The organism is Leuconostoc citreum, assembly GCF_004354555.1.
Taxonomy (GTDB): Bacteria; Bacillota; Bacilli; order Lactobacillales; family Lactobacillaceae; genus Leuconostoc; species Leuconostoc citreum.
Window position 1 is genome coordinate 517,564 of the sequence record NZ_PUFH01000005.1, and the last position, 26,508, is coordinate 544,071.

24 protein-coding genes and 1 tRNA gene are annotated in these 26,508 nt (G+C 40.4%); 4 read left to right on the forward strand and 21 right to left on the reverse strand.

The features are described from left to right. Position 1 precedes the first annotated feature (1 nt). Entirely contained in the window at positions 2 to 508 is a 507-nt protein-coding gene (locus tag C5L21_RS06905; RefSeq protein WP_004903480.1) for a hypothetical protein, read from the forward strand. A 36-nt stretch (positions 509 to 544) separates the two neighbouring features. Here the strand turns inward: C5L21_RS06905 and C5L21_RS06910 are convergent, their stop codons facing one another. The 4 genes from C5L21_RS06910 to C5L21_RS06925 all read right to left on the reverse strand — a co-directional run bounded on the left by C5L21_RS06910 (position 545) and on the right by C5L21_RS06925 (position 4,900). Then, positions 545 to 2,956, reverse strand: coding sequence for an FtsK/SpoIIIE family DNA translocase (locus C5L21_RS06910; protein WP_048801372.1), 2,412 nt, complete (start codon positions 2,954 to 2,956; stop codon positions 545 to 547). A gap of 134 nt (positions 2,957 to 3,090) precedes the next feature. Continuing rightward, a tRNA-Glu gene (locus tag C5L21_RS06915) sits at positions 3,091 to 3,162 on the reverse strand. Positions 3,163 to 3,233: 71 nt separating this feature from the next. Then, positions 3,234 to 3,746 carry a tRNA (cytidine(34)-2'-O)-methyltransferase gene (locus C5L21_RS06920; protein WP_004903484.1) on the reverse strand — a complete coding sequence of 171 codons (513 nt, stop codon included), beginning with the start codon at positions 3,744 to 3,746 and terminating at the stop codon, positions 3,234 to 3,236. Further along, on the reverse strand, positions 3,743 to 4,900 hold the full coding sequence (locus C5L21_RS06925; protein ID WP_004904145.1) for an AI-2E family transporter: 1,158 nt from the start codon (positions 4,898 to 4,900) through the stop codon (positions 3,743 to 3,745). Before C5L21_RS06925 ends, C5L21_RS06920 begins: the two co-directional genes overlap by 4 nt. 172 nt (positions 4,901 to 5,072) lie before the next feature. Here C5L21_RS06925 and mvaD point away from each other — a divergent pair, with 172 nt between their 5' ends. From mvaD to fni, 3 genes are read left to right on the forward strand one after another with little or no spacing between them, the layout of a single operon-like run. After that, positions 5,073 to 6,023 carry a diphosphomevalonate decarboxylase gene (gene mvaD, locus C5L21_RS06930; protein ID WP_085698915.1) on the forward strand — a complete coding sequence of 317 codons (951 nt, stop codon included), beginning with the start codon at positions 5,073 to 5,075 and terminating at the stop codon, positions 6,021 to 6,023. After that, positions 6,016 to 7,035: a phosphomevalonate kinase gene (locus tag C5L21_RS06935; RefSeq protein ID WP_004904148.1), complete on the forward strand. Its 1,020-nt coding sequence runs from the start codon at positions 6,016 to 6,018 to the stop codon at positions 7,033 to 7,035. Before mvaD ends, C5L21_RS06935 begins: the two co-directional genes overlap by 8 nt. 3 nt (positions 7,036 to 7,038) lie before the next feature. Next, positions 7,039 to 8,100 carry a type 2 isopentenyl-diphosphate Delta-isomerase gene (gene fni / locus C5L21_RS06940; RefSeq protein ID WP_040190060.1) on the forward strand — a complete coding sequence of 354 codons (1,062 nt, stop codon included), beginning with the start codon at positions 7,039 to 7,041 and terminating at the stop codon, positions 8,098 to 8,100. A 14-nt stretch (positions 8,101 to 8,114) separates the two neighbouring features. Here fni and hpt read toward each other — a convergent pair whose 3' ends face one another. The 17 genes from hpt to purE all read right to left on the reverse strand — a co-directional run bounded on the left by hpt (position 8,115) and on the right by purE (position 26,328). After that, positions 8,115 to 8,678, reverse strand: coding sequence for a hypoxanthine phosphoribosyltransferase (gene hpt, locus C5L21_RS06945; RefSeq protein WP_085698913.1), 564 nt, complete (start codon positions 8,676 to 8,678; stop codon positions 8,115 to 8,117). Beyond that, positions 8,675 to 9,970, reverse strand: coding sequence for an adenylosuccinate lyase (gene purB, locus C5L21_RS06950; protein ID WP_004908177.1), 1,296 nt, complete (start codon positions 9,968 to 9,970; stop codon positions 8,675 to 8,677). The genes hpt and purB overlap by 4 nt, the downstream gene beginning before the upstream one ends. A gap of 178 nt (positions 9,971 to 10,148) precedes the next feature. Then, a complete protein-coding gene (locus C5L21_RS06955; protein WP_085698911.1) occupies positions 10,149 to 11,366 on the reverse strand; it encodes an OFA family MFS transporter in 1,218 nt (405 codons plus the stop codon). 131 nt (positions 11,367 to 11,497) lie between these two features. Beyond that, complete coding sequence (locus C5L21_RS06960; RefSeq protein WP_085698909.1) at positions 11,498 to 12,301, reverse strand: alpha/beta hydrolase; 804 nt, start codon at positions 12,299 to 12,301, stop codon at positions 11,498 to 11,500. A gap of 67 nt (positions 12,302 to 12,368) precedes the next feature. Beyond that, complete coding sequence (locus C5L21_RS06965) at positions 12,369 to 14,033, reverse strand: formate--tetrahydrofolate ligase (RefSeq protein ID WP_085698907.1); 1,665 nt, start codon at positions 14,031 to 14,033, stop codon at positions 12,369 to 12,371. A gap of 41 nt (positions 14,034 to 14,074) precedes the next feature. After that, positions 14,075 to 15,328 (reverse strand): phosphoribosylamine--glycine ligase, encoded by a 1,254-nt coding sequence (purD, locus tag C5L21_RS06970; RefSeq protein ID WP_085698905.1) that lies wholly within the window; start codon positions 15,326 to 15,328, stop codon positions 14,075 to 14,077. 173 nt (positions 15,329 to 15,501) lie between these two features. Further along, the gene (locus tag C5L21_RS06975) at positions 15,502 to 15,963 is read right to left on the reverse strand and encodes an 8-oxo-dGTP diphosphatase (protein ID WP_085698903.1); all 462 of its coding nucleotides are present in this window, start codon (positions 15,961 to 15,963) and stop codon (positions 15,502 to 15,504) included. A gap of 67 nt (positions 15,964 to 16,030) precedes the next feature. Beyond that, positions 16,031 to 17,557 (reverse strand): bifunctional phosphoribosylaminoimidazolecarboxamide formyltransferase/IMP cyclohydrolase, encoded by a 1,527-nt coding sequence (purH, locus tag C5L21_RS06980; protein ID WP_133286222.1) that lies wholly within the window; start codon positions 17,555 to 17,557, stop codon positions 16,031 to 16,033. Continuing rightward, the gene (gene purN, locus C5L21_RS06985) at positions 17,554 to 18,144 is read right to left on the reverse strand and encodes a phosphoribosylglycinamide formyltransferase (protein WP_085698899.1); all 591 of its coding nucleotides are present in this window, start codon (positions 18,142 to 18,144) and stop codon (positions 17,554 to 17,556) included. Before purN ends, purH begins: the two co-directional genes overlap by 4 nt. Next, on the reverse strand, positions 18,138 to 19,175 hold the full coding sequence (gene purM, locus C5L21_RS06990; protein ID WP_085698897.1) for a phosphoribosylformylglycinamidine cyclo-ligase: 1,038 nt from the start codon (positions 19,173 to 19,175) through the stop codon (positions 18,138 to 18,140). Before purM ends, purN begins: the two co-directional genes overlap by 7 nt. Further along, positions 19,172 to 20,794 carry an amidophosphoribosyltransferase gene (gene purF, locus C5L21_RS06995; RefSeq protein ID WP_004904170.1) on the reverse strand — a complete coding sequence of 541 codons (1,623 nt, stop codon included), beginning with the start codon at positions 20,792 to 20,794 and terminating at the stop codon, positions 19,172 to 19,174. The genes purM and purF overlap by 4 nt, the downstream gene beginning before the upstream one ends. Then, the gene (purL, locus tag C5L21_RS07000) at positions 20,776 to 22,998 is read right to left on the reverse strand and encodes a phosphoribosylformylglycinamidine synthase subunit PurL (protein WP_085698895.1); all 2,223 of its coding nucleotides are present in this window, start codon (positions 22,996 to 22,998) and stop codon (positions 20,776 to 20,778) included. The genes purF and purL overlap by 19 nt, the downstream gene beginning before the upstream one ends. Before the next feature lie 59 nt (positions 22,999 to 23,057). Further along, complete coding sequence (gene purQ / locus C5L21_RS07005; RefSeq protein WP_085698893.1) at positions 23,058 to 23,726, reverse strand: phosphoribosylformylglycinamidine synthase subunit PurQ; 669 nt, start codon at positions 23,724 to 23,726, stop codon at positions 23,058 to 23,060. Further along, positions 23,723 to 23,989 carry a phosphoribosylformylglycinamidine synthase subunit PurS gene (purS, locus tag C5L21_RS07010; protein WP_004903526.1) on the reverse strand — a complete coding sequence of 89 codons (267 nt, stop codon included), beginning with the start codon at positions 23,987 to 23,989 and terminating at the stop codon, positions 23,723 to 23,725. Before purS ends, purQ begins: the two co-directional genes overlap by 4 nt. An 11-nt stretch (positions 23,990 to 24,000) precedes the next feature. Next, positions 24,001 to 24,744, reverse strand: a complete 744-nt coding sequence (locus C5L21_RS07015) for a phosphoribosylaminoimidazolesuccinocarboxamide synthase (protein WP_133286223.1) — start codon at positions 24,742 to 24,744, stop codon at positions 24,001 to 24,003. Then, a complete protein-coding gene (gene purK / locus C5L21_RS07020) occupies positions 24,731 to 25,846 on the reverse strand; it encodes a 5-(carboxyamino)imidazole ribonucleotide synthase (protein WP_040190051.1) in 1,116 nt (371 codons plus the stop codon). Before purK ends, C5L21_RS07015 begins: the two co-directional genes overlap by 14 nt. Beyond that, on the reverse strand, positions 25,843 to 26,328 hold the full coding sequence (purE, locus tag C5L21_RS07025) for a 5-(carboxyamino)imidazole ribonucleotide mutase (protein WP_004904181.1): 486 nt from the start codon (positions 26,326 to 26,328) through the stop codon (positions 25,843 to 25,845). The genes purK and purE overlap by 4 nt, the downstream gene beginning before the upstream one ends. Between the last annotated feature and the right edge of the window lie 180 nt (positions 26,329 to 26,508).

The window sequence follows — 26,508 nt, forward strand, 5'->3', positions numbered from 1 at the left end:
TATGCAAACATTAAGTATTTCCCCACAAAACCTCCTAACAATTCTTATCGGGCAACAAACGATTCTCCCTCATGCGCCTAGTGGTCAATTTTTACTGGCAACTCATAAACATGCACAACTAAATTTACCATCTGAGATGGCTGGTTGTATTGTATACATTGATGATCAATCACAGGCAACACTAGTTGCATTGGTTCACCCTTTTCATGTTGCGCAGCACGACAGTATTTTCGACACTGATGACAGACTCATTCATCGGGAACCTTATAATTGGTTTGGACCGCAAGCTCTAGTGATTGAAAAAAAGTTAAATGATTTTTCTAAAACATATGATGGTCCTTTGACTGAGGACGGTGCCATTCCTCGCAATTACATTCCGGATAACATTGCGCAACCAGCACTATTATCAGACGAATACTGGAATAGCTATTTACCATTTGTAAACGACCCGACTGGTTCATTTGCGCAACAAGTACAACCATTATTTAAGCACAATCAAAATAGTTAATATAAAAAAGCCTAACTTTTATCGTTAGGCTTTTTATTAATTAATATCTTGCTGATGTTCTGTCCCAGAACTACCATCACTGATATTCACACGTCTTGGACGCGAGCCATCTGACGGACCAATATAACCGCCAGATTCTAAGTCATCAATTAAACGTGCTGCGCGATTATAACCAATCCTAAAACGACGCTGCAACAAAGATGTTGAAGCTTTCTGCTGTTCAATCACAAATTGTAGCGCTTCTTGGAATAGCTCGTCTTCACTGTTTCCTTGATTTGTACCATCAGTCGATTCTTGTGCAATATCTTCGTCGGTAACGGTCATCGCTTCAGAATATTGAACAGTCTGTTGAGATTTAACAAAGTCAACAACATTCGTAACATCTGTATTACTAATAAAAGCACCTTGTATTCTTTGGCTCGGCTTGCCAGGTGGGGCAAAAATCATATCCCCTTTACCAAGTAACTTTTCAGCACCGTTAGTGTCTAAAATTGTCCGAGAATCAGTACCTGACGCGGTTCGGAATGCGATACGTCCTGGAATATTACTTTTGATTGTGCCATTAATTACTTTAACATCCGGCCGCTGTGTGGCTAAAATCATGTGAATGCCTGCGGCACGTGCTTTGGCGCCTAAACGTGCAATAGACACTTCGATTTCTGATCCTACTGTACTCATTAAATCAGCAAATTCATCAACTATAGCAACAATGTAGGGCATTTTTTGCATGATGGCTGCCCCAGTAGTGGCTGCTTCATCGTTCTGTTTGGCAACAGCTGCGTTATACTCACCAATATTTCTTTTGCCAAATTGTGCCAAAAGCTTATAGCGATTTTCCATTTCGTCAACGACTTTTTGCAAGGACTTAGCAGCTTTACGGGGATCGGATACCACCGGTGTTAATAAATGCGGAATACCATTATAAATTGATAATTCAACAACTTTAGGATCAACCATCATCAATTTTAATTCACTCGGTTTTGCTTTCAACAAAAGCGACACAATAATGCCATTCAAACCAACAGATTTTCCCGAACCAGTTGAGCCAGCAATCAGCAAATGCGGCATATCGGCTAGATTAGCTGTAATGATATTGCCAGTAACATCGCGCCCTAATGGCACACTAAGCAAATGCTTATCATCCTTCGGTGCATGTTCTATCATATCTCTAAAACCAACAACTGCTTGCGTATCATTTGGAACTTCGACACCAACATATGGTTTACCAGGAATTGGTGCTTCAATACGAATCGATTTCGCCGCAAGTGCGAGCGCGAGATCATCAGCTAAATTAGCAATACGGTTGACTTTTACACCTTGTCCTGGCTTCAATTCATATTGTGTAACTGTCGGCCCCAAAGACACACTCGTGACTTCTGCCTCCACGCCAAAACTCGACAGTGTATCATGTACCAAACGTGATTTTTCAGTTAAACTCTGAAACTCGTTGGTTTGGTCAGTTGGCGATACTTGTGTCAATAAATCGGATGATGGTAATTGATAATCTGGATTGTCGATTTCTGGTTGATCTGTCGTCATCACGATATCATCATCGCGTGCTGTTTTGTCAAGGCTGTTTGTTGTTTCGGCTGTTGGTGCTTTTTTAGGTGCGTCCGATTCATTATTTACATCATCAGTCACTGGTCCTTGCCACTTGATTTCCGGCTCAACAAAAGGTTGTGCAGGCTCTTGATGTACCGCGGGCATTTCCGATTGCACAATTTCTGCTTGCTTTTTATGGTGAAGACCTAATGGGTCTTCACCATAATCTGTAATATCTTTCTTGGGCTTTTTTCTAAATAAAGACTGTCGTTTTTCTGGTCTATTTTCACGTTGAGACTGAACATAGGCAACCCCTTCTTGAGCTTTTTCGAAGCCTTTTTGGGTTAAATCACGTGCTGGAATCCTGAAGAAAATCACTACCCCACCAAAAAAAAGTATCAATGAAATAATCCAAGTCCCTATGTTAGAGAGTAGCGTAAATGATACTTGATAGAGTAGTGCGCCAACTACACCACCTCCTACGGGCGTGTTAGCTGATTTGTTGGCGACATCTTGTGCAATCAACCGCAGAATTTCACTAGCAAAACCATTACTATTTTTTATGTCGTACGTGAAAAATAATAGTGATGATAAAGTCAAAAGTGCTACGAAAGCCATAACCAAACCGATAACAAAATGATGTGCCACTTTGATCCATTTTTTAAAGATAAAATAATAACCTAAAGATACGGTTAATGGTAGTAAGGCCACCCAATACAAATTTCCAAATAGAAAACGACCGGCATCAGCCACATAGACACCTAATAAGCCAAGTTTAAAAAGACCTAAAATTCCTAGTAATGTTGCGAGTAAAATAGTGATATTTTTACCAACAACAACACGAGTGCTTGTTTTTTTGCGCGATGTAGTTGTTCGCCTCTTTTGTGGTGTTTTTCGAGTTGCCAATGGTTTTATCCTTTAAAATTAAATTAATATATCATCTTTTATTTTAGCATGAAACAAAAACAAACACATGTTCGTTTTTGTTTTGCTTAACCTCATGCTATATAAAAAGCCGCAACCGAAGTTGCGACTTGATATAGCTCGTGAGAGAATCGAACTCTCGATTCCGCCGTGAAAGGGCAGCGTCTTAGCCACTTGACCAACGAGCCATGGTCAGTGCAGTCTAACTGTGTTAGACAACTATAATATAATACCAAGAAAACATCTAGCTGTCAAGCGCCTACTTCAACTTATCTTGTTCATACGTATGCGTTGTTTCCAAGTTTTGAAAACTTTGTTGACGTAATGCTTCATATAAGACAATCGCAACCGTGTTAGATAAGTTCAATGACCTAATGTGTGTATCATCTTGGGGTATACGAATGGCTTTTTCAGGATTCTGTCGCATAAATACCTCTGGTAAACCAGTCGTTTCTTTACCAAACAAGAAGTAATGGTCACCCTGAGATTCAGCATAATCAGGCTGTGTATAATCCATATTAGCAAACTTCGATACCAGATATAAATGATCTTTTTCAGTCAACGTCTCTAGAAAATCAGGTAAGCTAGCATGCTTGACCAACTGCACATGATCCCAATAATCAAGGCCTGCACGTTTAACATGCTTATCATCTAATTCAAAACCAAGCGGTTCAATGAGATGTAAAACAGCATCAGTCCCTGCTGTGGTACGCGCAATATTACCAGTATTAGCTGGCATCAAGGGTTCAAATAATACGATATGATTTGTCATTTTAATCCATCTTCCAATTCTTCTTTAAAAAATTCTGAGTTACTACGCCACCAAGTATAGATACGCGTGACAATAACTTTAATCACAGCATAAGCTGGAACAGCCAACACGACACCTAACACGCCAAATATGTGACCACTGCTTAGCAGTACAACAATCACAGTTACCGGATGAATTGATAATGCTTCACCAAGAATTTTTGGCGCAATCACATGCCCTTCTATAGGTTGCTCAATAGCTAATACAATAATCGCTAAAATTAATAGTTTTGGTCCACCAGCAATCAAGGCGACCGCAAAGACCGGCACTTGTGCCAAAATAGATCCAACGTAAGGTATCATATTAAAGATACCTGCCATAAGTGCTAGCAAAATACCATACGGTAAACCAATGACCGTATACCCGATACCAAACATCACCATTACAGCGAAAGCCACACCCAATTGGCCTCGAATATACTGCGCAATTTGTTTACTAATATCTGTTAATAATTGCCCAATAGAGCGCTGTGCTTTTCTAGGAAATTTTTCAGATATAAAAGCTGAAAATTTGTGCCCATCTAACAGCATATAGTAAAGAATAAAAGGTGTTGAGACGGCGGTAACCCCTACACTTGTCAAAGTAGAAGCAAACGTACCTATGCCAGCTACACCACTCGTCAAATATTTACGACTCCAGTCGATCATGCTCTGATTGATGTTGGTATTTGTATTATTCAAAAACTCGCGTACTGGCCTAAACTGCGCGGATTTGAAAGTTTCATTAATGAAATTTTGACTCGTACGCCAATAGTCAGGCCAGTTATTAATAAAGGCAATGATTTGGTCACGCAAGACAATGACGACCACCGCTAAAATACCAGCAATGATAGCCAACAGTAAAATCAAAATAATCGCAATAGAAAGTCGACGTGGCATGCGCGTGTATCTACTCATCAAATTGATCAACGGACTCAGCAGATAATATAACACACCGGCAATCAATATTGGTGCGCCTACTGCAGTAAATAATGCACGCACTGGCTCAAAAATAAATCGAATTTGCCAACTTAAAAAAATAATTAATAAGATAAGCAAAATAACTAACAGCCCGTTTAAAAGATTATTGCCGGAAAACCAGCGCCTATACCATGATGGCTTTTCGTTGTTTTTCATTGTCAGAAGCCCTCTATTTTTAGTTTATTAGTTTATAATTTTAGCTTGTAATACCATCATATCATACTCTAAATGTAATCGTTGATTGGTTGTTTCACAATTAAATTGCGTTAGTGTCTCTCCATTAAAATATATGATATTATTAAGTTAGCTTAATTTTAGGAAGAACAATATGCCTTCAACTGCAACAGCCCATACAAATATAGCCCTAATCAAGTATTGGGGCAAAAAAAATACGCGTTTGAATTTACCAACAACGTCGTCAATTTCATTAACACTCGACCAATTTTATACGAAGACAACAGTCACACCAAATAGTCAGGCTGATCAATTATTTATTAATGGCAACGCCACCGACGCAACGCGTGTACACAACTTCTTAAATAATTTGCGCCAATATTTAGGTGATTTTGAACCTTTAACTGTCACTTCCAATAATCATGTCCCCACAAGTGCCGGACTGGCTTCATCGGCATCCGCTTTTGCGGCCTTAACCGCAGCCACAGCACGTGAACTGAACTTCAATTTACCCTTAACGACACTCTCCCGGCTCGCTCGCCGTGGCTCTGGGTCAGCATCACGTTCATTCTATGGCCATTTTGCCATTTGGCATGAAGGTATTGATGATACGTCGTCTTTTGCCGAAAGTTTGAATGCGCCAGCTATGCCAATCGCATTAGTCGTTGCTGAAGTATCTGATGCCGCCAAAAAAGTTGGTTCCACAGAAGGGATGCGGCGCGCCATCACTTCTCCGGACTATCAAGAATGGTTACGTGAAAGTGCTAAACAATTAGTTGATATGAAGCAAGCCATTCAGCACAGTGATATTGAAAAAATTGGTGCCATCGCCGAAAAAAATGCCCTCAGTATGCATGCTTTGAATTTAACCGCACGTCAAAAGCCTTTTACATACTTTACTTGTGACACGCAACGTATTTTATCTATTGTCTCTGATTTGCGTCATCAAGGCATATTAGCTTTTGCTACCTTAGATGCAGGCCCTAATGTTAAAATAATTACAACTTTGGATTCCGCTAAGCTAGTCGAAGCGGCTTTGTTATCTGAATTACCGGCACTTCATGTTCAAACCGCTACAAGCGGTTCAGGTATTATTTATGACTAAAATACTCATCCCCGGCAAACTATTTTTAGCCGGTGAATATGCAATTACACATCCAGGAAATACCGCATTAATTGCGACAACAAAGACTGGTTTATCTGTTGAAATAGAATCAGCCGCCCAAACATCGGTCATACATTCCAATACAATTACTACCGATTGGCATTTCAACATTACAGAAACCGCAATAGTTAGCACTGACGACTGGCGTTATGTCAGAGCAGCCGTCAATATTATGCAAGCTTATACCACAACAAATCAATTCAAACCATTAAGCAATATTAACGTCAACATCACTAGTAATCTTAACAGTCCCTTTGGTAAAATCGGTCTTGGCTCTTCTGCAGCTGTCGTTGTGGGCATAGTTGAAGCTATTAATGCACAATTTAATCTGAAACTACCAATTTTAACACGCTTTAAATTGGCTAGTCTTGCCCATCTACATGTTCAAAAAAACGGGTCCCTGGGTGATATTGCAGCTATTATGTATGGTGGTGTGATTGCCTATCAAAGTCCTGATTTATCCAGTTTTAGACAAAATGATGAAAATTGGCTTAGACCATCATTGGCTAACAAAATTTGGCCAAAATTGCATATTGCGCAGTTGCCTTGGCCGCCAAAGTGGCAGTTACTTTTAGGCGCCACTTTGGAGTCGGCTGATACAAAATCAGCGCTAGAACATTTTATTTTATCAAAACAATTTATTACAGAAAGTCAACAAATAGTCCAAAACCTTATCCACACCATTGCTCAAGAAGATTATCCACAATTAGCACTAGGTTTGCGTCGCAATCAAGAGCTACTGCAAAACAGCTTACCCACAGGCTATATTACGCCTAAACTTGCCCATTTACTCGAAAGCTTGACCAATATAGCTGGTAAAATTAGCGGTGCTGGCTTTGGCGATAATGGCTTTGCGGTACTGCAAAACAATGCTGAACAACTAGAGTCAGTTTGGCAACGATATCAAATTGTTGCACAACCTATTATCATTTCACCACAAAAGCGAGGTTAGTCTATGCGTGAATCAGCTCAAGCTCATCGCAAAGATGAGCATTTGTCACTCGGCGTCAATCTTTGGCGTCAGCAAAATTTTCTCACACCTGGTGCAAGTTACGAAGATGTGAGATGGTTGCCTGTAGTGTTCCCAGAGATGGCCGTATCCGACACCGATGTAAGTGTTGATTTGTTTAATCATCATTTTGACTGGCCTTTTTATATCGAGGCTATGACAGGAGGCTCTGAACTCACCGGACGAATCAATAGTCAGCTAGCCGAAGTGGCTAGAACAACCAACTTAGCCATGGCGGTTGGCTCACAATCTATTGCACTCAAAGAACCCGATCTTGCGAGCACTTTTAAAGTTGCTCGCAAACAGCATCCGGATGGCTTTTTAATTGCTAATTTAGGTGCCGACCATCCAATTGAAAATGTTCGCGCAGCTGTTGATATGATTGATGCCAATGCCATTGAAATGCATGTCAACGTTGCCCAAGAATTAGTCATGGCCGAAGGCGATCGAGAATTTTTTTGGCTAGATAACTTGGCTAACGTTATTGCCAAATCGCCTGTCCCCGTTATCATTAAAGAGGTCGGCTTTGGTATGAGCCAATCAGCTATAAAAACAATTCAACAATTGAATCCAGCTGCAATCAATATCGGTGGCGCTAACGGTACCAACTTTGCAGTAATTGAACGTCGTCGGAATCGCCAAGCTGAAACATTGAACATTGATCAATTTGGTTTATCAACAGTTGAAAGCCTTATTTCTGCTCAAATCATGCAAAATCAATACCCTATTATTGCAACTGGTGGTATTCAATCAGCCAATGATGTGATTACGAGCTTGATGTTGGGTGCAACATTAGTCTCTAGTGCTGGCTTTATGTTAAAAACATTAATGGATGATGGGCAAAGTGCTTTAGTACAACAAATTGAGGGTTGGCAATCTGCTTTACCACGATTACTTACCCTACTGGGTGCGCAATCCAACCAAGAGCTCGCCGAAAAACAACGTCTGTACTCACCCTCTTTACAAAATTTCATCACACAACAAAAAGCGTCACCTGAAAATAGGTGATGCTTTTTGTTAGTTTATTTAATTAAATCAACCTTGTCAAAGTCAACAACAGCAATAACTGGTAGATTTCGGAAAAAATTGTTATAGTCCATACCGTAGCCCACTAAAAATTCGTCAGGCACATCTAAACCAAAATAATCAACTTCAAAGTCAACAACACGTGCTGCTTTTTTATCAGCTAAAGCCACAGTCGTCACACTAGCGGCTCCTTTTAGCTCAAAGTAGTTATGCAACCACTGCATCGTACGTCCTGAATCGATAATTTCATCAACAATCACAACATCTCGACCAGTTAAGTCCATGCTGACATCATGAACCACTTTAACTTGACCTGTTGATGATGCGCCAGTATAACTTTTTACATCAATAAAATCAAAATCAACATCCAATGCCATTTTGCGTAGTAAGTCGGTTGCAAAAATCACCCCACCCTTTAACACAGCAATAAAAACTGGCCGTTGCTCGTGCTCAGCAAATTGCAATGTTAATTCGTTAGCCACCCGTTGCACCTGGGCTTGAATATCTGTTTCGGTTGCTAAAACTGTTTTAATCGCTGGATGGTTAATTAATGATTTCATGCCAAACCCACTCTCTTGAAAATATCATCAACATGACGCAAATGATAATGATAATCAAATGCATCATCAATTTGTGCCTTGCTCAACTTGTCTGTAATTGTGGGATCTGCATCAACCAACTCACGGAACATTAAGCGTTCATCCCAAGAACGTGCTGTTAAAGGTTGCACAGTATCATATGCCTGTTCGCGTGATAATCCGGCATCAATAAGACTCAAAAGTAAACGCTGAGAATAAATTAAACCGTACGTACGATCCATATTTTGACGCATTGTATCAGGGAAAACACCCAAATTATTCAAAATACCTGTTTGGCGGTCCAATATATAGTCTAATATTGCTGTTGCATCAGCTAAAATAATGCGTTCCGCAGAAGAATGAGAAATATCACGTTCGTGCCATAAAGTCACATTTTCAAGTGCTGTCACAGCATAGCCGCGCAACACACGTGCCAAACCAGTAATATTTTCATCACCAATTGGATTACGCTTATGCGGCATAGCGGAAGACCCTTTTTGGCCTTTGGCAAAGCCTTCTTCAACTTCATGAATTTCCGAGCGTTGTAAAGAACGAATTTCTGTTGCTAATTCTTCCATTTGTGTTCCAATCAAGGCAATGGTTTGAATGTAATCCGCATGCAAATCACGTGGCAACACTTGTGATCCAATTGGTTGTGGTGTTAAGCCAAGTTCTTTCATAGCCACAGCCTCAACATAAGGGGGCACGTTGGCAAATGTGCCTACGGCACCAGATAATTTACCGGTTTCCACTTCTGCCGATACACGGTCGAATCGTTCAATGGCACGTGATGCTGACGCGTAAAAACGTGCCATCTTCAAACCAAATGTAGTTGGTTCAGCATGAACACCGTGTGTCCGTCCCATCATCACTGTGTCCTTATACTTTAAAGCTAAAGCTTTTATGGCTGCCTGCCATGCTTTTAAATCTTTCTTGATAATGTCATTGGCCTGTCGCAAACGCAAGGCCTGCGCGGTGTCAACAACATCTGTTGACGTTAAGCCATAATGAATCCATTTACGTTCCTCGCCCAACGATTCAGAAACGTTACGCGTAAAAGCAACGACATCATGACGCGTCGATAATTCAATTTCGGCGATACGATCAACATCAAATGTTGCATGCTTGCGAATTTTGACTAAGTCAGCTGCCGGAATATGCCCTGCGGCAACCCAACCAGCATCAACAGCAATTTCAACATCAAGCCAAGTCTGATATTGATTATGTAATGACCAAATATCACGAAGTGCTTGACGAGAGTAACGTTCTATCATTTTAAGATTTCCTCTGCTTAATTAGTGTTCTATCTTGCAATTCAATTGTACCAGTTAAATGTGCCCTTGCGTTCGTTATTTTATTAGTTTTATCTCACAAACTCCGTTTTTCATCACCTAAAAGCGAACAATGGAGCTGTTTGATGATATCAAGACGAACGTTAGGATTGTAAACGTTTTATTGAATTAATGTTTGCTGGGGTTTAACTACCCAAGTTGCGATGATATAAGCAATAGCGTACAGTACAGCGATTGCAATAAACACGTTTTGGTAGGGCATCTTCAAACCATGTACAATAAAACTGGCTAATTGATTACCTGATAAACCAGCTGCCGCCCAGGCAGTTAAAGCCACGCCATGAATTTTTGAAATTGCTTGCATACCAAAGCGATCCGCGAGCAATGGTGGTAAAGCTGAGAAACCGCCACCATAACCAGCATTAATTAAAAAGAAAGTCATAACTAGTACAATAGGCATGAGGCGACTAGCATCTGGTAAGAAAAATGCGGCCAATGACATCATTAATGACATGGCAAAAATAATACGATAAATCGTGTTGCGGTCACGCAATCTATCTGAAAAAGTAGCAAAGCCAATACGACCTGCGGCGTTAAAAAACGCATCAATACTAACAATCGTAGCAATAGCGGCTACTGAGAAGACGGCTGAACCAGAATCATTATGAAGACCTGACAAAATATCTTTTTCTTGTGAAATAATGGCTAGCCCAGCAGTAATATTTAAATAAAACATCAACCAAATACCAATAAAATTCGTGTTTTTAATCAAAATCATTGGGCTAAAACGATTTTTCAAAGGTTTTTCATGCCAATTAGCTGGTTTTCTAATCAATAACGCCCCACTTAACATCATCAACGCAAAAATGACACTCAAAATCACAAACATTTGCCACAGACCAGCACTTTTTTGCAGTGACATCATAATTGGTGAAAAAATCATTTTTGACAAACCAAATCCAGCAACCGCTAATCCAGTCCCTAGGCCTTTATTGTCTTTAAACCATAACATCAAATTTTTGACCGGTGTCAGATAACCGATACCAAGACCAATGCCCATGATTACCCCATAAAAAATATAAATACCCACCAGCGATTTCTGCTGAATACTGATGCCTGTACCAACCATACCCACAACAAAGAAAGCAGTAGATAACATAGCTGATTTTTTAATATCCCGCTCAACAAAAGGTCCCAAAACTGCAGCTGATAAACCTAAAAACAAAATAGCTATCGAAAATGCCCATTCAACGCTTGGTACCGATTGCCCAATGCTATCAGCAATTGCTTGTTTAAAAACACTCCAAGCATACACTGTTCCAATACTGCCGTGAATGAGTAGCGCTGGCAATGCTGCTCGTAACCACTTATTTTCCATGTGACTGATTCTCCTAATAATTTATCTTATCATTTAATCATATTTTTTAAACGGTGTAAACAAAATACGTATATTTAATAATAAAATGAGATTAATATAATTAAAAACACGAACTTTTTTCAGTTCGTGTTTTACGACAGTCGTTTTTCTTGTTGATAATTAATCGGTAGCCACTCAAGCACACGCTCAATTTGTTTATCCCAGTAATACCATTCATGTTCACCGTGACTTGTTTCAAAAACAACATCATATCCCAACGCTTTAATTTGCGCTATCGATTGCTGATTATTTTCAAACAAATAATCTTCTTCACCAATCCATGCATATAATTTTGGTAGGTTCGTCTGTTGTTGCGTTTGTTGCTGTGCAAGCGCCAGCAAATCATTTTCTGACCCCTCAAATTTTGACAAATCACCAAAAATACCACGCCAGTAAGCATCATTTTGCCATGTACTACGCTCAGGAAAATTTGGATTGCCCATTAAAGCACCAGATAATGAAGCTGCATAACTAAATTGTTGGCTGCTAAAAGCCATTTTAAAGGCCCCATAACCGCCCATTGACAAACCTGCAACAAAATTTTTCTCCCGCCTACGAGATAGTTGTGGTAATAAAGTAGCCACTTTTTCAGGTAATTCTTGTAATAGTGCATCAAAATACGCCATACCGTATTGCGTATTGGTATACCAAGCCAAATCTGTGGATGGCATAACAATAGCCACTGGTGTTTGCCGAACCAGTCTTTCAATGCTTGTCCGACGTGACCAAACTGCCTGATCACCTGACATACCATGCAAAAGATAAAGGACTGGAATATCTTGCAAGTCCGCGTTTCTCCATTGTGGATTATGATCAGACAATTCAGGTAAAATCACATGCATGATACGATCTATACCCAAAATTTGGGAGTAATAATTAATTTGTAAATACGCCATTCAAATTATCCTTTCCTTAATTTATACAACGCAAACAAGCGTTACCAGCTAGCAGACCAACATATTCTTAAAACAGACCTGTAATTTTCCCTGTCTCATCAATGTCAATATCAAGTGCCGCTGGATGTTTTGGTAACCCTGGCATCGTTAAAATAGACCCAGTCATCGCCACGAGAAAACCTGCGCCTAATTTGGGCACAAACTCACGAACATGTATCACAAAGTCTTTGGGTGCGCCCAATCGTTTAGGATCATCAGAAAACGAATATTGCGTTTTAGCCATAATAATCGGCAATTTGTCCCACCCTTGCGCCTTAAAAGCCATGAGTTGTTTTTGCGCTGTTGCCGATAATTCAACGCCTAACCCACCATAAATTGTGGTGACAATCGCATTAAGCTTATCAATTGCTTCATCTTCTGGTTGATAGAGTGGTGTGTAGTCTGCTTCTTGATCAGCTGCTTCAATAACCGCTGCTGCCAAATCTTGTGCTCCGGCGCCACCTTCTGCCCAAACTGTTGTCGTATAAGCTGCTGCACCAAAGGCCTGTGCATAGTCCTTAATCGCTTGAATTTCCGAATCAGTATCAGCAGAAAAACGATTAATAGCAACAACAACAGGTACACCGTATCGGCCCATTGCCTTAAGATGCTGACCTAAGTTTTCTAAACCAGCTGCTAGTGCTGTTAAATTTTCATTATTCAAGTCAGCTAAAGCCACACCCCCATGATGCTTTAAAGCACGCACTGTGGCAACTACCACAATTGTATCAGGTGTCTTGCCTAGTATTGGGACTTTAACATCCAAAAACTTTTCACCACCCAAATCAGCACCAAAGCCACCCTCAGTGACTGTATAGTCAGCTAATTGCAGCGCTGTTTTAGTCGCCAAAATTGAGTTTGTTCCCTGTGCAATATTAGCGAATGGGCCACCATGAACAATCGCTGGTGTATGTGCCAGCGTCTGAACTAAATTAGGCATAATTGCGTCTTTTAATAGCACAGCTAAAGCACCTGAGACACCTAAATCAGCGACTGTTACAGGTACTTTCTCATAAGTATAACCAACCACAATACGTGCAACACGCGCTTTTAAATCCATTAAATCCGTAGATAATGTTAAAATAGCCATCAACTCAGAAGCTACCGTAATATCGAAGCCGTCTTCTCTTGGCACGCCCGATGTTGGGCCTCCCATACCAATTGTGATATGGCGCAAAGCGCGATCATTGATGTCCAAGACACGTTTCCAAATGATGCGACGTGGGTCAATATTTAATGGGTTGCCTTGTTGTAGGCTATTATCTACAACAGCAGCCAAGGTGTCATGTGCGGCAGTTAAGGCATGAAAATCACCTGTAAAATGGAGGTTAATATCAGCCATCGGTATCACTTGTGACATACCACCACCCGTTGCACCACCTTTCATTCCCATCACAGGTCCAAGGGACGGTTCACGCAAAGCAATCATTGTTTTTTTACCAGCTAACGCCAGTGCATCAGCTAGACCAACTGTCACGGTTGATTTTCCTTCACCTGCTGGCGTTGGATTGATAGATGTTACCAAAATCAACTTCCCTAAGTCCTTTTTGCGGGAAATTGTAGGATCTAATTTAATTTTAGCTTTATCATAACCATAAGGTAAAATTTCATTTGGTTTCAAACCGGCTTTTTCGGCAATTTGTGTGATTGGTAATATTTCAGCTGATTGCGCAATGGCGATATCGGTCTGCATCGTTTTAACTCCTCGTTCCGTCATAGTAAGTATTAACTAGCTCATTCTTTCGCTTCGTGTGCTATTGCCTGATAAGCAATATCATGTCTGTATTGAAGTGATGTATCTAATTGATCAATTTTATTATAAACTTTTTGTTGTGCCAACGTGGTGTTCACATCATGGGCTACCACTGTTGCAACGCGCCCACCACTGGCAATGCCGTTTTTCACACCAGCAAAATTAATTACTAACGGTGCAACATCTTTATCTGTTGGCACTTGTGCGCCTTTTATAGGCGCTTCCGGATAGCCCTCAGCCGCTAGAACAACACCAACATAAACATCAGAGGTTTGCCAGTCAGATGTGATTTGCTCACCATGACATAATTGGTTGATTAAATTATAAAAATCACCAGTGTATTGTGGCAAAACTACTTGTGCTTCTGGATCCCCAAAGCGCACATTAAATTCAATGACCTTTGGCCCATCGGCAGTCAGCATGACCCCTGTGTATAACACACCAGAAAACGGTGTGCCCTCCGTTGTCATTGCTGCAATCGTTGGCATCACAAGTTCAGCAATTGCACGTTGACGCGTTACGCTATTAATCCAGCGTACGGGACTATATGCGCCCATTCCACCAGTATTAGGTCCTTTATCGTGATCAAAGCGTCGCTTATGATCTTGAGCCAGCGGTGCGTGTGTCACAATCCCGTTTTGCCCCACCAATGAAAAAATAGAAAATTCGACACCTTCTAAATATTCTTCAATAACTAATTTAGCTTTGGGTTGATGCTTATATACTTTAGATAAATAAGCTTTTGCATCGGCTTCACTTGTAATAATAGACACACCTTTACCCAAAGCTAAACCATCTAATTTAAAAACAATTGGCAACCCGAGTTTTTCTACAGCAGCTATAGCGTCAGCCATTGAAGATACTGTGCAAGATTGGGCTGTTGGGATGTGATACTTTTCTAAGATGTGTTTCGTAAATGACTTTGACCCTTCTAGTTGTGCTGCGACTTTACTAGGTCCAAAAATAGTTAATCCCGATGCTTGAAAAACATCGACTACGCCAAGTGTTAATGGTTCCTCGTTACCAACAAATGTCAAATCAACAGCCTGTTGAATTGCTAACTCACGTAAGCCAATTAAATCAGTTACGGCAACCTCAGCCAGTTGGATTCCCGTATCACGCATCCCATCATTTCCTGGTGCAACAATAACCGTTGTTACTTGTTCACTACGTAAAAATGCCTGTGCTAAAGCATGCTCTCTTGCCCCTGAACCAATGATTAATATTTTTTTCATCTTATCCTCTGAATGTTCGTTTTATGACCTTATACATTCCTAGTTTACCAAAAAAAAAAGCCTTTGTGTTCGTATATAAATTATCTTTTTCTAACAAAACAAAAAATCATTCGTAAATAACGAACAATCAGACGTTTTTTTAGTTACTAAACGAACGTTTGTATTTTAACCATCTACAACCAATTGAGCGTGGTTTCTCCGGTACTCGTTTGATCAAGTGACAGTTCACTAATTGTTGGTTGGTCAAAAACCGGTAGCATGGCCATAAAAGTTGGTGGGGTTACCATGTCTTTTAATGCCTCACGCGTCGTCCAAAAAATATGCCCCTCACGACTAGTCTTGATATCGCCATGATAGTGGTTCGTTTTGAACAACATCACAATATATCGACCATTTGCTGTCAAAGGCCACTCTTTAATACCTACAAATCTCAAATGATTAACATGTAAGCCTGTCTCTTCAAAAGCCTCACGAATCACACTGGCAACAATTGTCTCACCATTTTCAATATGACCACCAGGAAATGTCACCCCAGGCCAAGCAGGATTTTTGCGATCTTCAACCAAAATTTCTTTTGTTTTTGGATTTTCAATCATAATCATATTCGTTAATTCAATCGGTATTGTACGGTCCATAATAACTCCTTATCAAAAGTATAGCATAAAAAAAACACCCATTAGTGGCTGGGTGTTTTAGCTAATTTTAGTGCTTAAAATGACGTGTACCTGAAAAGACTAAGGCAATGCCTAATTCATCTGCTTTGGCAATTGAATCTTTGTCTTTAATAGAGCCTCCTGGTTCAACAACGGCTCTAATACCATTTTCTGCCGCATACTGTACTGAATCATCCATTGGGAAGAATGCATCAGACGCCAAAACAGCTTCATCAAAGCCAGACTTAACTGCCGCTTTTTGGATTGCATAAACTACGGAGTCAATACGGTTAGGCTGACCTGCACCCATACCTAAAGTCTGCCCATCACGGGCAACAATAATTGCATTTGATTTCACATGTTTAACAACTTTTTGCGCAAAAATCATGGCACGTAACTGTGCCTCAGTCGGCTGTACTTTTGACACAACTTCAAAGTTAGCTTTTGATTCAGTATACAAATCACGTTCTTGCACAACAACACCGCCTAATACAGATGACACTTCTAACTTTTGCGGTACGGTTGTCGTAAATGGTACCGTCAACAAACGCAAATTCTTTTTAGCTGACAGAATGTCAAACGCTTCCGGTGTAAAGCTTGGTGCAATAATAATTTCCAAGAAAATAGCGTGCATTTTTTCAGCAGTAGCAGCATCCACTTCACGATTCAAAGCCACAATACCGCCAAAGATAGAAACATCATCTGCAGCAAAAGCCTTATCCCAAGCTGTTTCAATTGTTGATCCCTGGCCGATACCTGCAGGATTCATATGCTTAACAGTCACAACCGTTGTTTCTTCGAATTCAGCAATAATACGTAACGCAGCATCCGCATCGCGAATGTTATTATAAGACAATTGTTTACCGTGCAAAATATTGGCATTCAAAACAGAATAATCTTCAGGCAAAGCTGTTTTGTAAGCTGCTGCTTTTTGATGTGGGTTTTCGCCATAACGCATATCATCAAACTTTTCATAAGGTAGCGTCAAGTTATTTGGAAATTCTGATACAGTCAAATAGTCAGCAATTAATGCATCGTAAGCTGCCGTATGTTGAAACACTTTGGCTGCCAATGATTTACGGTAATCAGCATCTACTGAACCAGACTGTAACTTATCTACGACGACATCATAATCGGCGGGATCAACAATCGGCAAAACACCAGCAAAATTTTTTGCGGCTGATCGTAACATTGAAGGACCACCAATATCAATATTTTCAATGGCCTCAGCTTCTGTCACACCGTCTTTTTGAATTGTTGACTTGAAAGGATACAAATTAACAACTACCATATCAATTGGTGTAATGTCGAATTCCGCCAGTTTTGCCATATGTTCTGGTAAATCGCGACGCGCTAACAAGCCTGCATGAACACGGGGATGCAATGTCTTAACACGCCCATCCAACATTTCCGGAAAATCAGTCACATCGTCAATGGCGATCACATCCAAACCGGCTGCTGCCAGTACACGATGTGTCCCACCTGTTGACACCAATTCATAACCCAAAGCCACCAATTTTTCGGCAAATGGGACAAGTCCTGTTTTATCTGAAACACTCAATAATGCACGGGTCATTTTAAAAATACTCCTTCGTTAAGTAACTTTTCTAAGGTATTAGGGTATAAAACATGTTCAACATGATGAATACGTGTCTCTAAATCAAGCAAGGTATCACTAGAAAAACGTGGCACAGATTGTTGCGCAATAATTTCACCTGTGTCAATGCCATTATCGACAAAGTGCACTGTAACACCAGTCTCATCAACACCGGATTCATAAGCATCCAAGATACTATGTCGTCCAGGAAACTGAGGTAACAGTGCTGGATGTAAGTTGACAATTTTGCCAGCATAAGCATCAATGAGTTTTGGTGTTAAAATACGCATATAACCTGCTAGTAAAATACCATCCACTTCATCTTGGGTGAGTTGATCCAAGATTACCTGTTCAGCATCGATTTTTGTATCATAATCTGAATATTTAATAAAAGTTGCTGGTACACCAAATAATTTGGCCAAATTTAATGCCCCTGCACTTGATTTGTCAACAATCAAGCGCACGACTTCAGCATTTAACTGACGTTGTAAAATGGCATCATGTAACGCTTGAAAATTTGTCCCAGTACCGGAAGCAAATATTGCTAACTTGACTTTTCTTACCATGGGGCATCCCCAGTCCACACAACAGGGTTATCTTGACGTGACGTCATTTGCCCAATGACAAATGCAGATTGACCACTTTCTGACAGCATTGTCAAAACACGTTGTTTATCTGCTGGTTTGATAATTAATACCATGCCTAAGCCATTGTTAAAAGTCAATAACATATCTTCGATTGACAACTGACCTGCCGACTGTAAAGTATTGAAAATTGATAAAATTGGCCAACTACCCCAAGCAATTTCTGCTGATAGCTGTGATGAAAACGCTCGTGGTAGATTTTCAGTGATGCCACCACCAGTAATATGTGCCATCGATTGAACTAAACCAGCGGATACCAGTGGCCAAACTGCTGCCGCATACAATGCAGTAGGTGTCATTAGTGCTGTCTTTTGTTCGTCAGGTAATGCATTAAAGTCATCTGCTGTTTGTATACCTAATACGTGGCGCACTAGTGAATAACCATTTGAGTGAATGCCAGAAGATGGTAGGCCAATTAAAACATCACCAACACTAGCATTGTCAGGCCTCAACAATTGTGCCTTTTCAGCAATGCCAACTGCAAAGGCTGCAAGATCATAATGATTTGGTGCATATAAACCGGGTAGTTCCGCACTCTCACCACCAATTAACGCCATACCTGATGCTTTTGCTGCTTTTGCAATACCTGTGACAATTTCAGCGACGATTTCTGGTCGCATCTTATCTACAGCTAAGTAATCCAACATAAAAGCTGGCTTAGCCCCTTGCGCCAAAATATCATTAGCCACCATGGCTACCAAATCTTGGCCAATTGTTTGATGTTGATTGGCTGCAATAGCTAATAATAATTTTGTGCCAACACCATCAGCCCCAGAAACCAATACCGGATTTTTATAGTTTTGTCCCAAAGCAAAGGCTGCCCCAAAACCACCTATACCATCCAAAACATTTGGTGTGTATGTATCAGCCACTGCATCTTTCATTAACTCAACAGCACGTTCGCCTGCCTTAATGTCAACACCAGCTTGTTGATAAGCATTTTGTTCACTCATGCTTCTACTCCCTGAATTGTTTGTGAATCTAAATGAATTGTCCCATCATCCTGTAAGGCTTCATTTCGCAATGAAGCAACTTGTCTCGGATGGTATGTTGTCGTTGGTTCTTCAGTAAAATCAACACTACCCGCTGCAATAAACTGAGATAAACTTGCTTCATAATCATAAATTGGACTGGGATAATGACCGTCAAAATAAGCCGTTGTTAAGCCTGTGCCTTTCCCGTCATAAGGTAAATCAATTGCTTTAACAAGTGCCTTAACCGATAAGAAACCAAGCGAATCTGCTTCAATTTTTGTACGCATTTCGTCTAACGTGTTATTGGCACCCATTAATTCATCGGTTGTTTGCATATCAATACCATAAAAAGATGGAAACTTGAATACTGGACTAGCAATGCGGACATGCACCGACTTGGCGCCAGCTTCTTTTAACATGCGTATGATATACATTGATGTTGTCCCACGAACAATCGAATCATCAACTAAGACCACGTTTTTATTGCGAACAACATCCTTCACTGCACTCAATTTCATGCGAACAGCACGTTCACGTTTATCTTGAGTTGGCTCAATAAACGTACGCGCAATATACTGATTTTTCACTAAACCTAATTCGTTTGGTAGGCCAGTTGCTTCCGCAAAACCAGCGGCCGCTGATAAACTAGAATTTGGTACACCTACCACAATATCTGCTTCAGGTACAGGTTGCTCCGCTGCCAAAGCTGCCCCCATACGTTTACGTGCTTTGTGGACATTGACACCATAAATCGTTGAGTCTGGCCTTGCAAAATAGATATATTCCATCGCGTCAATATTCAATGTGGTTTTATCGGTATAGGTGTCAATAGTCAAACCATCATCATTAATGATTAGTAATTCCCCTGGTTGTACATCACGCACGAAACGTGCCCCAATAACATCTAAAGCAGCTGTTTCCGAAGTAACAATATAATTTCCTTCTGGCATTTGTCCGACAACAAAAGGACGGAATGCATGTGGATCAAGTGCGGCATATAATCCTTCAGGCGTCAGCAGCAAATATGCAAAGCCACCTTTCACAGTGTTTAATGATTCTTTTAACTTATCCACAAATGTAGTCGCTTTAGAACGGCGAATTAAATGCAGAAGAATTTCTGAATCTGATGAACTTTGGAAAATTGAACCGTCTTCTTCCAGTTGCTCTCTCAGTGACATCGCATTCGTCAAATTACCGTTATGAGCTAAAGCCAGTTGCATATCATGAAAGTTCACCATTAAAGGTTGAATATTTTCAACACCGTGTGATCCGGCAGTTGCATAACGTACATGCCCAATCGCACTCTTGCCCACTAAAGCTTTGATACGTTCAGGGTCGCGGAAAACATCGCTTAGTAAACCCAAGCCTCGTTCTTGCCATAAATGGCCATTGTTATTGGCGACAATTCCTGCCCCTTCTTGACCACGATGTTGCAAGGCATGCAACCCATAATAGGTTAACTGGGCCGCATCCTCGCATCCCCAGACACCAAAAATACCACATTCTTCATTTAAACTACGTACATTGACACGCGTCTTTTCGCTTTCACGGGCATGTTGTTCTATCGCTTGCTTTTGCGCTATGCTTTTAATTGACATGCGAGACTCTCCTGATATACCTTTTTTGTTGCTGTACGAGATAGCATAATGGTTTGATTGGTTGTCACTACTTTTAGGACGTCATCATCTGTCACAATACCAATTTTAGTTGCTTGTGTCCCTGCTAATTGTTCAAACGCTTCGGCTTTTTCGGCCGCTACGCTGACAACAAAACGGCTTGGTGTTTCGGCAAATAAATACTTATCTGCCTGTTTTGTCTGAACATCAAAACTCAAATCACCAGCGAAACTACTTTCAAGCAAACCAACAATTAACCCCCCCTCTGATAAATCATGCGCACTCGATAACAGTTGCTTTGAAATAGCTGAATAAACTAATTTTTGGGCAGCTATTTCGGCTGTGTCGTCAAACGCAAATAATTGACCTGTTAACTCACCGTGCTGCATCTTTTGAATTTCTGATCCATTAAAACTGTCATTGGTTTCACCAATAACGTAAATGCTATCACCAGCATGCTTAAAATCAACCGTTGTCGCATTTGTAATATCAGATAACAGACCAACCATGCCAATCATTGGTGTTGGATAAATCGCCTGACCATCCGTTTCGTTATACAGTGACACATTTCCTGAAATAATTGGTGTATTGAGTTGCTTTGCTAACGCGTTAATACCGGCTGCCGCTTGATCGAGTTCATAATATACTTCTGGATTGTCTGGTGAACCAAAGTTCAAACCATCAGTAATGCCAATTGGCAAAGCGCCTGTTGCCACAATATTACGAGCAGCTTCAGCCACAGCCATCTGGGCGCCTACAAATGGATCCAAATAAAGATAACGTGCATTCACGTCTGTAGTCATAGCTAACGCTTTTTTTGTACCACGTACGCGTACCAAACTGGCGTCACCACCTGGTTTAATGGCCGTATCAGCACGTACCATTGAATCAAAATGACGGAATAACGCGGTTTTAGAAGCAATGGTTGGTTGCGCAATCAAGTCTAAAATTGTTTGTTTCACGTCGTTAACGGCTGGTTCAAACTGTGCTGATGAAAATCCAGCGATGCGCTTAGGTTCAGCCATTGGCAAATTTTGCTTCGGTGCATGTGTCAAAAAGTCAATTGGTACATCAGCAACTATTTCATCATCAAAGGTTAAAATATAGCGACCATTATCAGTGACATTACCAATGATTACTGCATCCAAATCAGCGGCTTGGAACAAATCAATTATTGCCTGTTCCTCACCACGTTTAACAACGAGTAGCATCCGTTCTTGTGATTCTGACAACATCAATTCATACGGTGTCATGTTTGTTTCACGTTGTGGCACACTATCAAGATTAAGCGTGATACCCATACCCGCTTTTGCTGCCATTTCCGAACTTGAAGATAACAAGCCAGCCGCACCCATATCTTGAATACCGACAATAATATCAGAATGTTCACGCACAGCTTGCAACGTTGCATCCATGACTAATTTCTCTAAAAATGGATCACCAACCTGAACAGCCGAACGATCTGACTCATGTGCTGTTGAAAATTCAGCTGATGCAAACGACGCGCCATTGATACCATCTCGCCCTGTTTTAGCGCCTACATAAATAATTGAATTACCAACGCCCTTCGCTTGCCCAACTTGCATAGCTGCTTGATCCATCAGGCCAACAGCCATCACGTTAACTAGCGGATTGCCTGCGTATACCGGATCAAAACTAATTTCACCACCAACTGTTGGGATACCAATGGCATTGCCATAACCGGCAATACCGGCAATTACCCCATCAACAATGTGTCGTGTATGTGCATCATCTAGTTCCCCAAAACGAAGCGAATCAAGCACTGCAATTGGTTGTGCACCCATTGAGAAGATATCACGTAAAATGCCACCGACACCAGTCGCAGCACCCTCATAAGGTTCTACAAAACTTGGATGATTATGGCTTTCAGCTTTGAATACAACTGCTTGCCCATCCCCAATATCTAAAATACCAGCACCCTCACCTGGCCCTTGCAATACCCGTTCATTAGTTGACCAAAATTTTCGTAAAATCGGTTTTGATTTTTTATAGGAAACATGTTCCGACCACATACCAGAAAAAATACCTGTTTCTGTAAAATTGGGCAATCGTTTTAGTTCAGATACAATCAGCTCATATTCAGCTTCAGTTAATCCCCATTGTGTATATATTTTTGAATCACGAACTTGCTCAGGTGTAAGTTCATTATTAGTGACCGTTGTCATACGTCTATTGCCTTTCATATCTTAGCTATTTAAAACTCGTTAATCGGTTGATTGAAAAATTAAGCCTTTGTGAGAATCCCTGATAAAATACTTTTAAAGAATTTTTGCCCATCAATATTTCCCGTTACTTGATCAACTGCTCTTTCTGGGTGTGGCATCATACCAAAAACATTCCCCTTCTCATTCATAATACCGGCAATATCATGTGCTGAACCATTTGGGTTATCAACATAACGAAAAACAATTTGGTGATTTTCTTCAAGTTTGTCCAAAGTTGTTTCATCAGCGAAATAATTTCCCTCACCATGAGCAATAGGAATTAAAATCGTATCGTCATTGTCATAAGCGTTGGTATAGGCCGTATTAGGATTAGCAATTTCTAACTCAACTTCATCGCAGATAAATCCTGGTGTTGCGTTCATCAATAATTGGCCGGGTAACAAACCTGCTTCAGTTAAAATTTGAAAGCCATTACAAACGCCAACAATCAGTTTACCGGCATTAGCGGCCTGTGTAACTGCCGACATGATTGGTGAAAAATGGGCAATAGCGCCTGTTCTAAGATAATCACCATAAGAAAAACCACCTGGTAAAAAAATAGCATCAAAACCAGTAAGATCATTTTTTTTGGCGGAAATAATTTGCGCATCAACGCCAAAATCTTGCAGTGCGTATAACATATCAAAGTCGCAGTTTGATCCAGGAAAACTAATAACTGCCGCTTTCATAGCGTCACCTCATCTTCTACCAAACTCAAGTCAAAGCGATAGGTTTCTGTATTTTGGTTGATTAACAAAGCAGTCGTAAAACTCTCTACTTCAGCTGTAGCAGCATCAACATCTTTAGCGTTTAATTTTACTTCGAAGTATTTACCCTGTGTCACTTGTGAAATGCCTGCATAGTCCATACGGTGCAAGGCTGATTTAATCACCTCACCCTGCGGGTCTAAAATCGATGGCTTATAAGTAACATAGATTTTTGCTAAATACATGAATTTTCTCCTCAATCTTCCTGTTCTAAACGTGTTAAAACATCTTGATAGCCAATGGTCACATCACCAGAATGCTGACGAAATACATCTTTATCAAGTGATGCACCTGTACGCATATCGACAAGTCGCATATTATCTGGTGATAATTCATCTGCTAAAATCACTTTACCGGCTCGTGTACGACCAAATTCTAACTTGAAGTCAACTAGATGAATCCCAATTTTTTCAAAACGTGCGCGTAATAATTGGTTCACATCTTGTGATTTTTGACGTAGTTGTGCCAATTCAACCGCGTTAGCATAACCCAAAGCTAAGATTTGTGAGTCATTGATAAATGGATCATCTAATGCATCAGATTTATAATAAAACTCTTGGACGGTTGGCGTTAATTGTTGCATAGGTGTGACGTCAAACTTACTAACAAAGTGTCCTGACGCATAATTTCGTGTCACAACTTCAATTGGTAGAATATCTAATGTAGTGACTAACTCATCTGTTTTGGAAACTGCTGTTAAATAATGATTTTCAATACCGTTTTGAGTGAGATAATCAAACAGCAGATGACTAATCGCACTATTGAGTTCACCCTTACCTGCAATCATTTCTTTAACTTTACCGTTCAAAGCGGTTGCCTGATCCATATAATGTACCCAAAGAATATCTGAATCATTTGTTTGAAATACCTGTTTAGCTTTGCCCTGATAACGCAATGCTTGCTTTTCAATTGTTTGCCCTTGATAATCAATGCTGACCATGTGTTTCTCCCCATTTTCGTAAAGCACTAATGTTTTCTTTGCCTAAAACAGTAATATGACCCATTTTGCGATTGGCCTTAATTGTTGCTTTACCATAATCATGAAAATGCCATTCTGGATGATTAACCAGGTCTTCACGAGCTTGCGTCAATTCATCACCCAGTAAATTTAACATCAGCGAAGGCTCATATAATGTCACATCAGACAACGGTAAACCTGTAATACTTCTAATATGTCCTTCAAACTGAGAAATAGACGTTGCTTCAATCGTATAGTGGCCTGAATTATGTGGGCGTGGTGCCAGTTCATTAACCCAAACCTGACTGCCATTAACAAATAACTCAATACCAAGCACACCACGTAACGTTAATGCTTCAGCAATACGGGTGGCAATACGTTCGATATTTTCAGTATCCTCACTGCTAATTGCTGCAGGTGCATCACTTGTTTTCAAAATATGATTGACATGCACGTTCTCAGCAATTGGCCAATGGGTCACCTGACCTTTTGCATCACGGGCAACCATGATACTCAATTCTTTTTTAAATGGGACACACTGTTCTAAAATTAACTGACCACTAGGCCAATTGTTTAATAAGTCAGCCACATCATGATCATTATTTATTGACCATTGGCCGTGACCGTCATAACCACCACTAACCGTTTTTAAAATAGCTGGTAAGGTAACTTGTTTAATCGCCGCTTTAAACATTGCTGGTGAATCCACGGCCACAAAATTAGCAACTGGCACCTTAGCAATATCTCGAATAAATGACTTTTCCGTCAACCGATTACTTGTTATTTCAAGTAATTTTGTCCCTTGCGGCAAGGCAACCTTTTGCTGTGACAATGCCGCTACATCAACGTTTTCAAATTCGTATGTCAACACATCACTACGTTCAGATAATTGCGTTAAAGCAACGATATCGTTATAGGCAGCGACAATTTGAAAGTCTGCAACCTGACCTGCTGGTGCTGCTGGCGTTGGATCTAACACCCCAACTTTATAACCCATTGCTTTAGCAGAAAGAGCCATCATTTGACCTAATTGTCCCCCACCAATAATGCCTATTGTGGCTGGCGGTAATATTGGTGAAGTCATATTAAGTCATCCTCACTATCTACTGACTGTTGCGTTTGCCTTGCACGAAATGTTGTTAGTGCTTTCAAAATTGTATTGTCTTGTAAGGCAATGATTTGCGCTGCTAATAACGCTGCATTCTTAGCGCCCGCTTCTCCAATGGCTACTGTAGCTACTGGTATGCCTGCTGGCATTTGCACAATAGACAGTAACGAATCAATGCCATTTAAAGCATGTGATTGCATTGGAACACCAATAACTGGCACTAACGTATTAGCGGCTAACATACCAGGTAAATGTGCTGCACCACCAGCACCAGCAATAATAGCTTTTAAACCTTTGTTTTGTGCTTGTTGCCCAAACACTTGTAAGTGTTGAGGCATACGATGCGCTGAAATAATATGTTTTTCGTATGTCACACCTAATTCATCCAACAATACTGTTGTCTTTTGCATTGCTGGCCAATCACTCGTTGATCCCATGACAACTGCAACCTGAGCCATAAATCCCTCCATTGTTCGCTTTTTAACAGCAAGAACATGATTTAATCTTAATTAGTTCGTTTACAATTTAAATTTAACAGAAAAAAGAACAAAATGCTTCGCTTTTAAATAAGAATATTCACACAATAAAAAAAATCGTTCGTTTATACCGAACGATTCACCTAATTTGTAATTGATATA

Coding starts and splice junctions, on each gene's coding strand:
- C5L21_RS06905 (WP_004903480.1), top strand. CDS start 2: ATGCAAACATTAAGTATTTCCCCACAAAACCTCCTAACAATTCTTATC.
- C5L21_RS06920 (WP_004903484.1), bottom strand. CDS start 3,746: ATGACAAATCATATCGTATTATTTGAACCCTTGATGCCAGCTAATACT.
- C5L21_RS06925 (WP_004904145.1), bottom strand. CDS start 4,900: ATGAAAAACAACGAAAAGCCATCATGGTATAGGCGCTGGTTTTCCGGC.
- mvaD (WP_085698915.1), top strand. CDS start 5,073: ATGCCTTCAACTGCAACAGCCCATACAAATATAGCCCTAATCAAGTAT.
- C5L21_RS06935 (WP_004904148.1), top strand. CDS start 6,016: ATGACTAAAATACTCATCCCCGGCAAACTATTTTTAGCCGGTGAATAT.
- fni (WP_040190060.1), top strand. CDS start 7,039: ATGCGTGAATCAGCTCAAGCTCATCGCAAAGATGAGCATTTGTCACTC.
- hpt (WP_085698913.1), bottom strand. CDS start 8,678: ATGAAATCATTAATTAACCATCCAGCGATTAAAACAGTTTTAGCAACC.
- purB (WP_004908177.1), bottom strand. CDS start 9,970: ATGATAGAACGTTACTCTCGTCAAGCACTTCGTGATATTTGGTCATTA.
- C5L21_RS06955 (WP_085698911.1), bottom strand. CDS start 11,366: ATGGAAAATAAGTGGTTACGAGCAGCATTGCCAGCGCTACTCATTCAC.
- C5L21_RS06960 (WP_085698909.1), bottom strand. CDS start 12,301: ATGGCGTATTTACAAATTAATTATTACTCCCAAATTTTGGGTATAGAT.
- C5L21_RS06965 (WP_085698907.1), bottom strand. CDS start 14,033: ATGCAGACCGATATCGCCATTGCGCAATCAGCTGAAATATTACCAATC.
- purD (WP_085698905.1), bottom strand. CDS start 15,328: ATGAAAAAAATATTAATCATTGGTTCAGGGGCAAGAGAGCATGCTTTA.
- C5L21_RS06975 (WP_085698903.1), bottom strand. CDS start 15,963: ATGGACCGTACAATACCGATTGAATTAACGAATATGATTATGATTGAA.
- purH (WP_133286222.1), bottom strand. CDS start 17,557: ATGACCCGTGCATTATTGAGTGTTTCAGATAAAACAGGACTTGTCCCA.
- purN (WP_085698899.1), bottom strand. CDS start 18,144: ATGGTAAGAAAAGTCAAGTTAGCAATATTTGCTTCCGGTACTGGGACA.
- purM (WP_085698897.1), bottom strand. CDS start 19,175: ATGAGTGAACAAAATGCTTATCAACAAGCTGGTGTTGACATTAAGGCA.
- purF (WP_004904170.1), bottom strand. CDS start 20,794: ATGTCAATTAAAAGCATAGCGCAAAAGCAAGCGATAGAACAACATGCC.
- purL (WP_085698895.1), bottom strand. CDS start 22,998: ATGACAACGGTCACTAATAATGAACTTACACCTGAGCAAGTTCGTGAT.
- purQ (WP_085698893.1), bottom strand. CDS start 23,726: ATGAAAGCGGCAGTTATTAGTTTTCCTGGATCAAACTGCGACTTTGAT.
- purS (WP_004903526.1), bottom strand. CDS start 23,989: ATGTATTTAGCAAAAATCTATGTTACTTATAAGCCATCGATTTTAGAC.
- C5L21_RS07015 (WP_133286223.1), bottom strand. CDS start 24,744: ATGGTCAGCATTGATTATCAAGGGCAAACAATTGAAAAGCAAGCATTG.
- purK (WP_040190051.1), bottom strand. CDS start 25,846: ATGACTTCACCAATATTACCGCCAGCCACAATAGGCATTATTGGTGGG.
- purE (WP_004904181.1), bottom strand. CDS start 26,328: ATGGCTCAGGTTGCAGTTGTCATGGGATCAACGAGTGATTGGCCAGCA.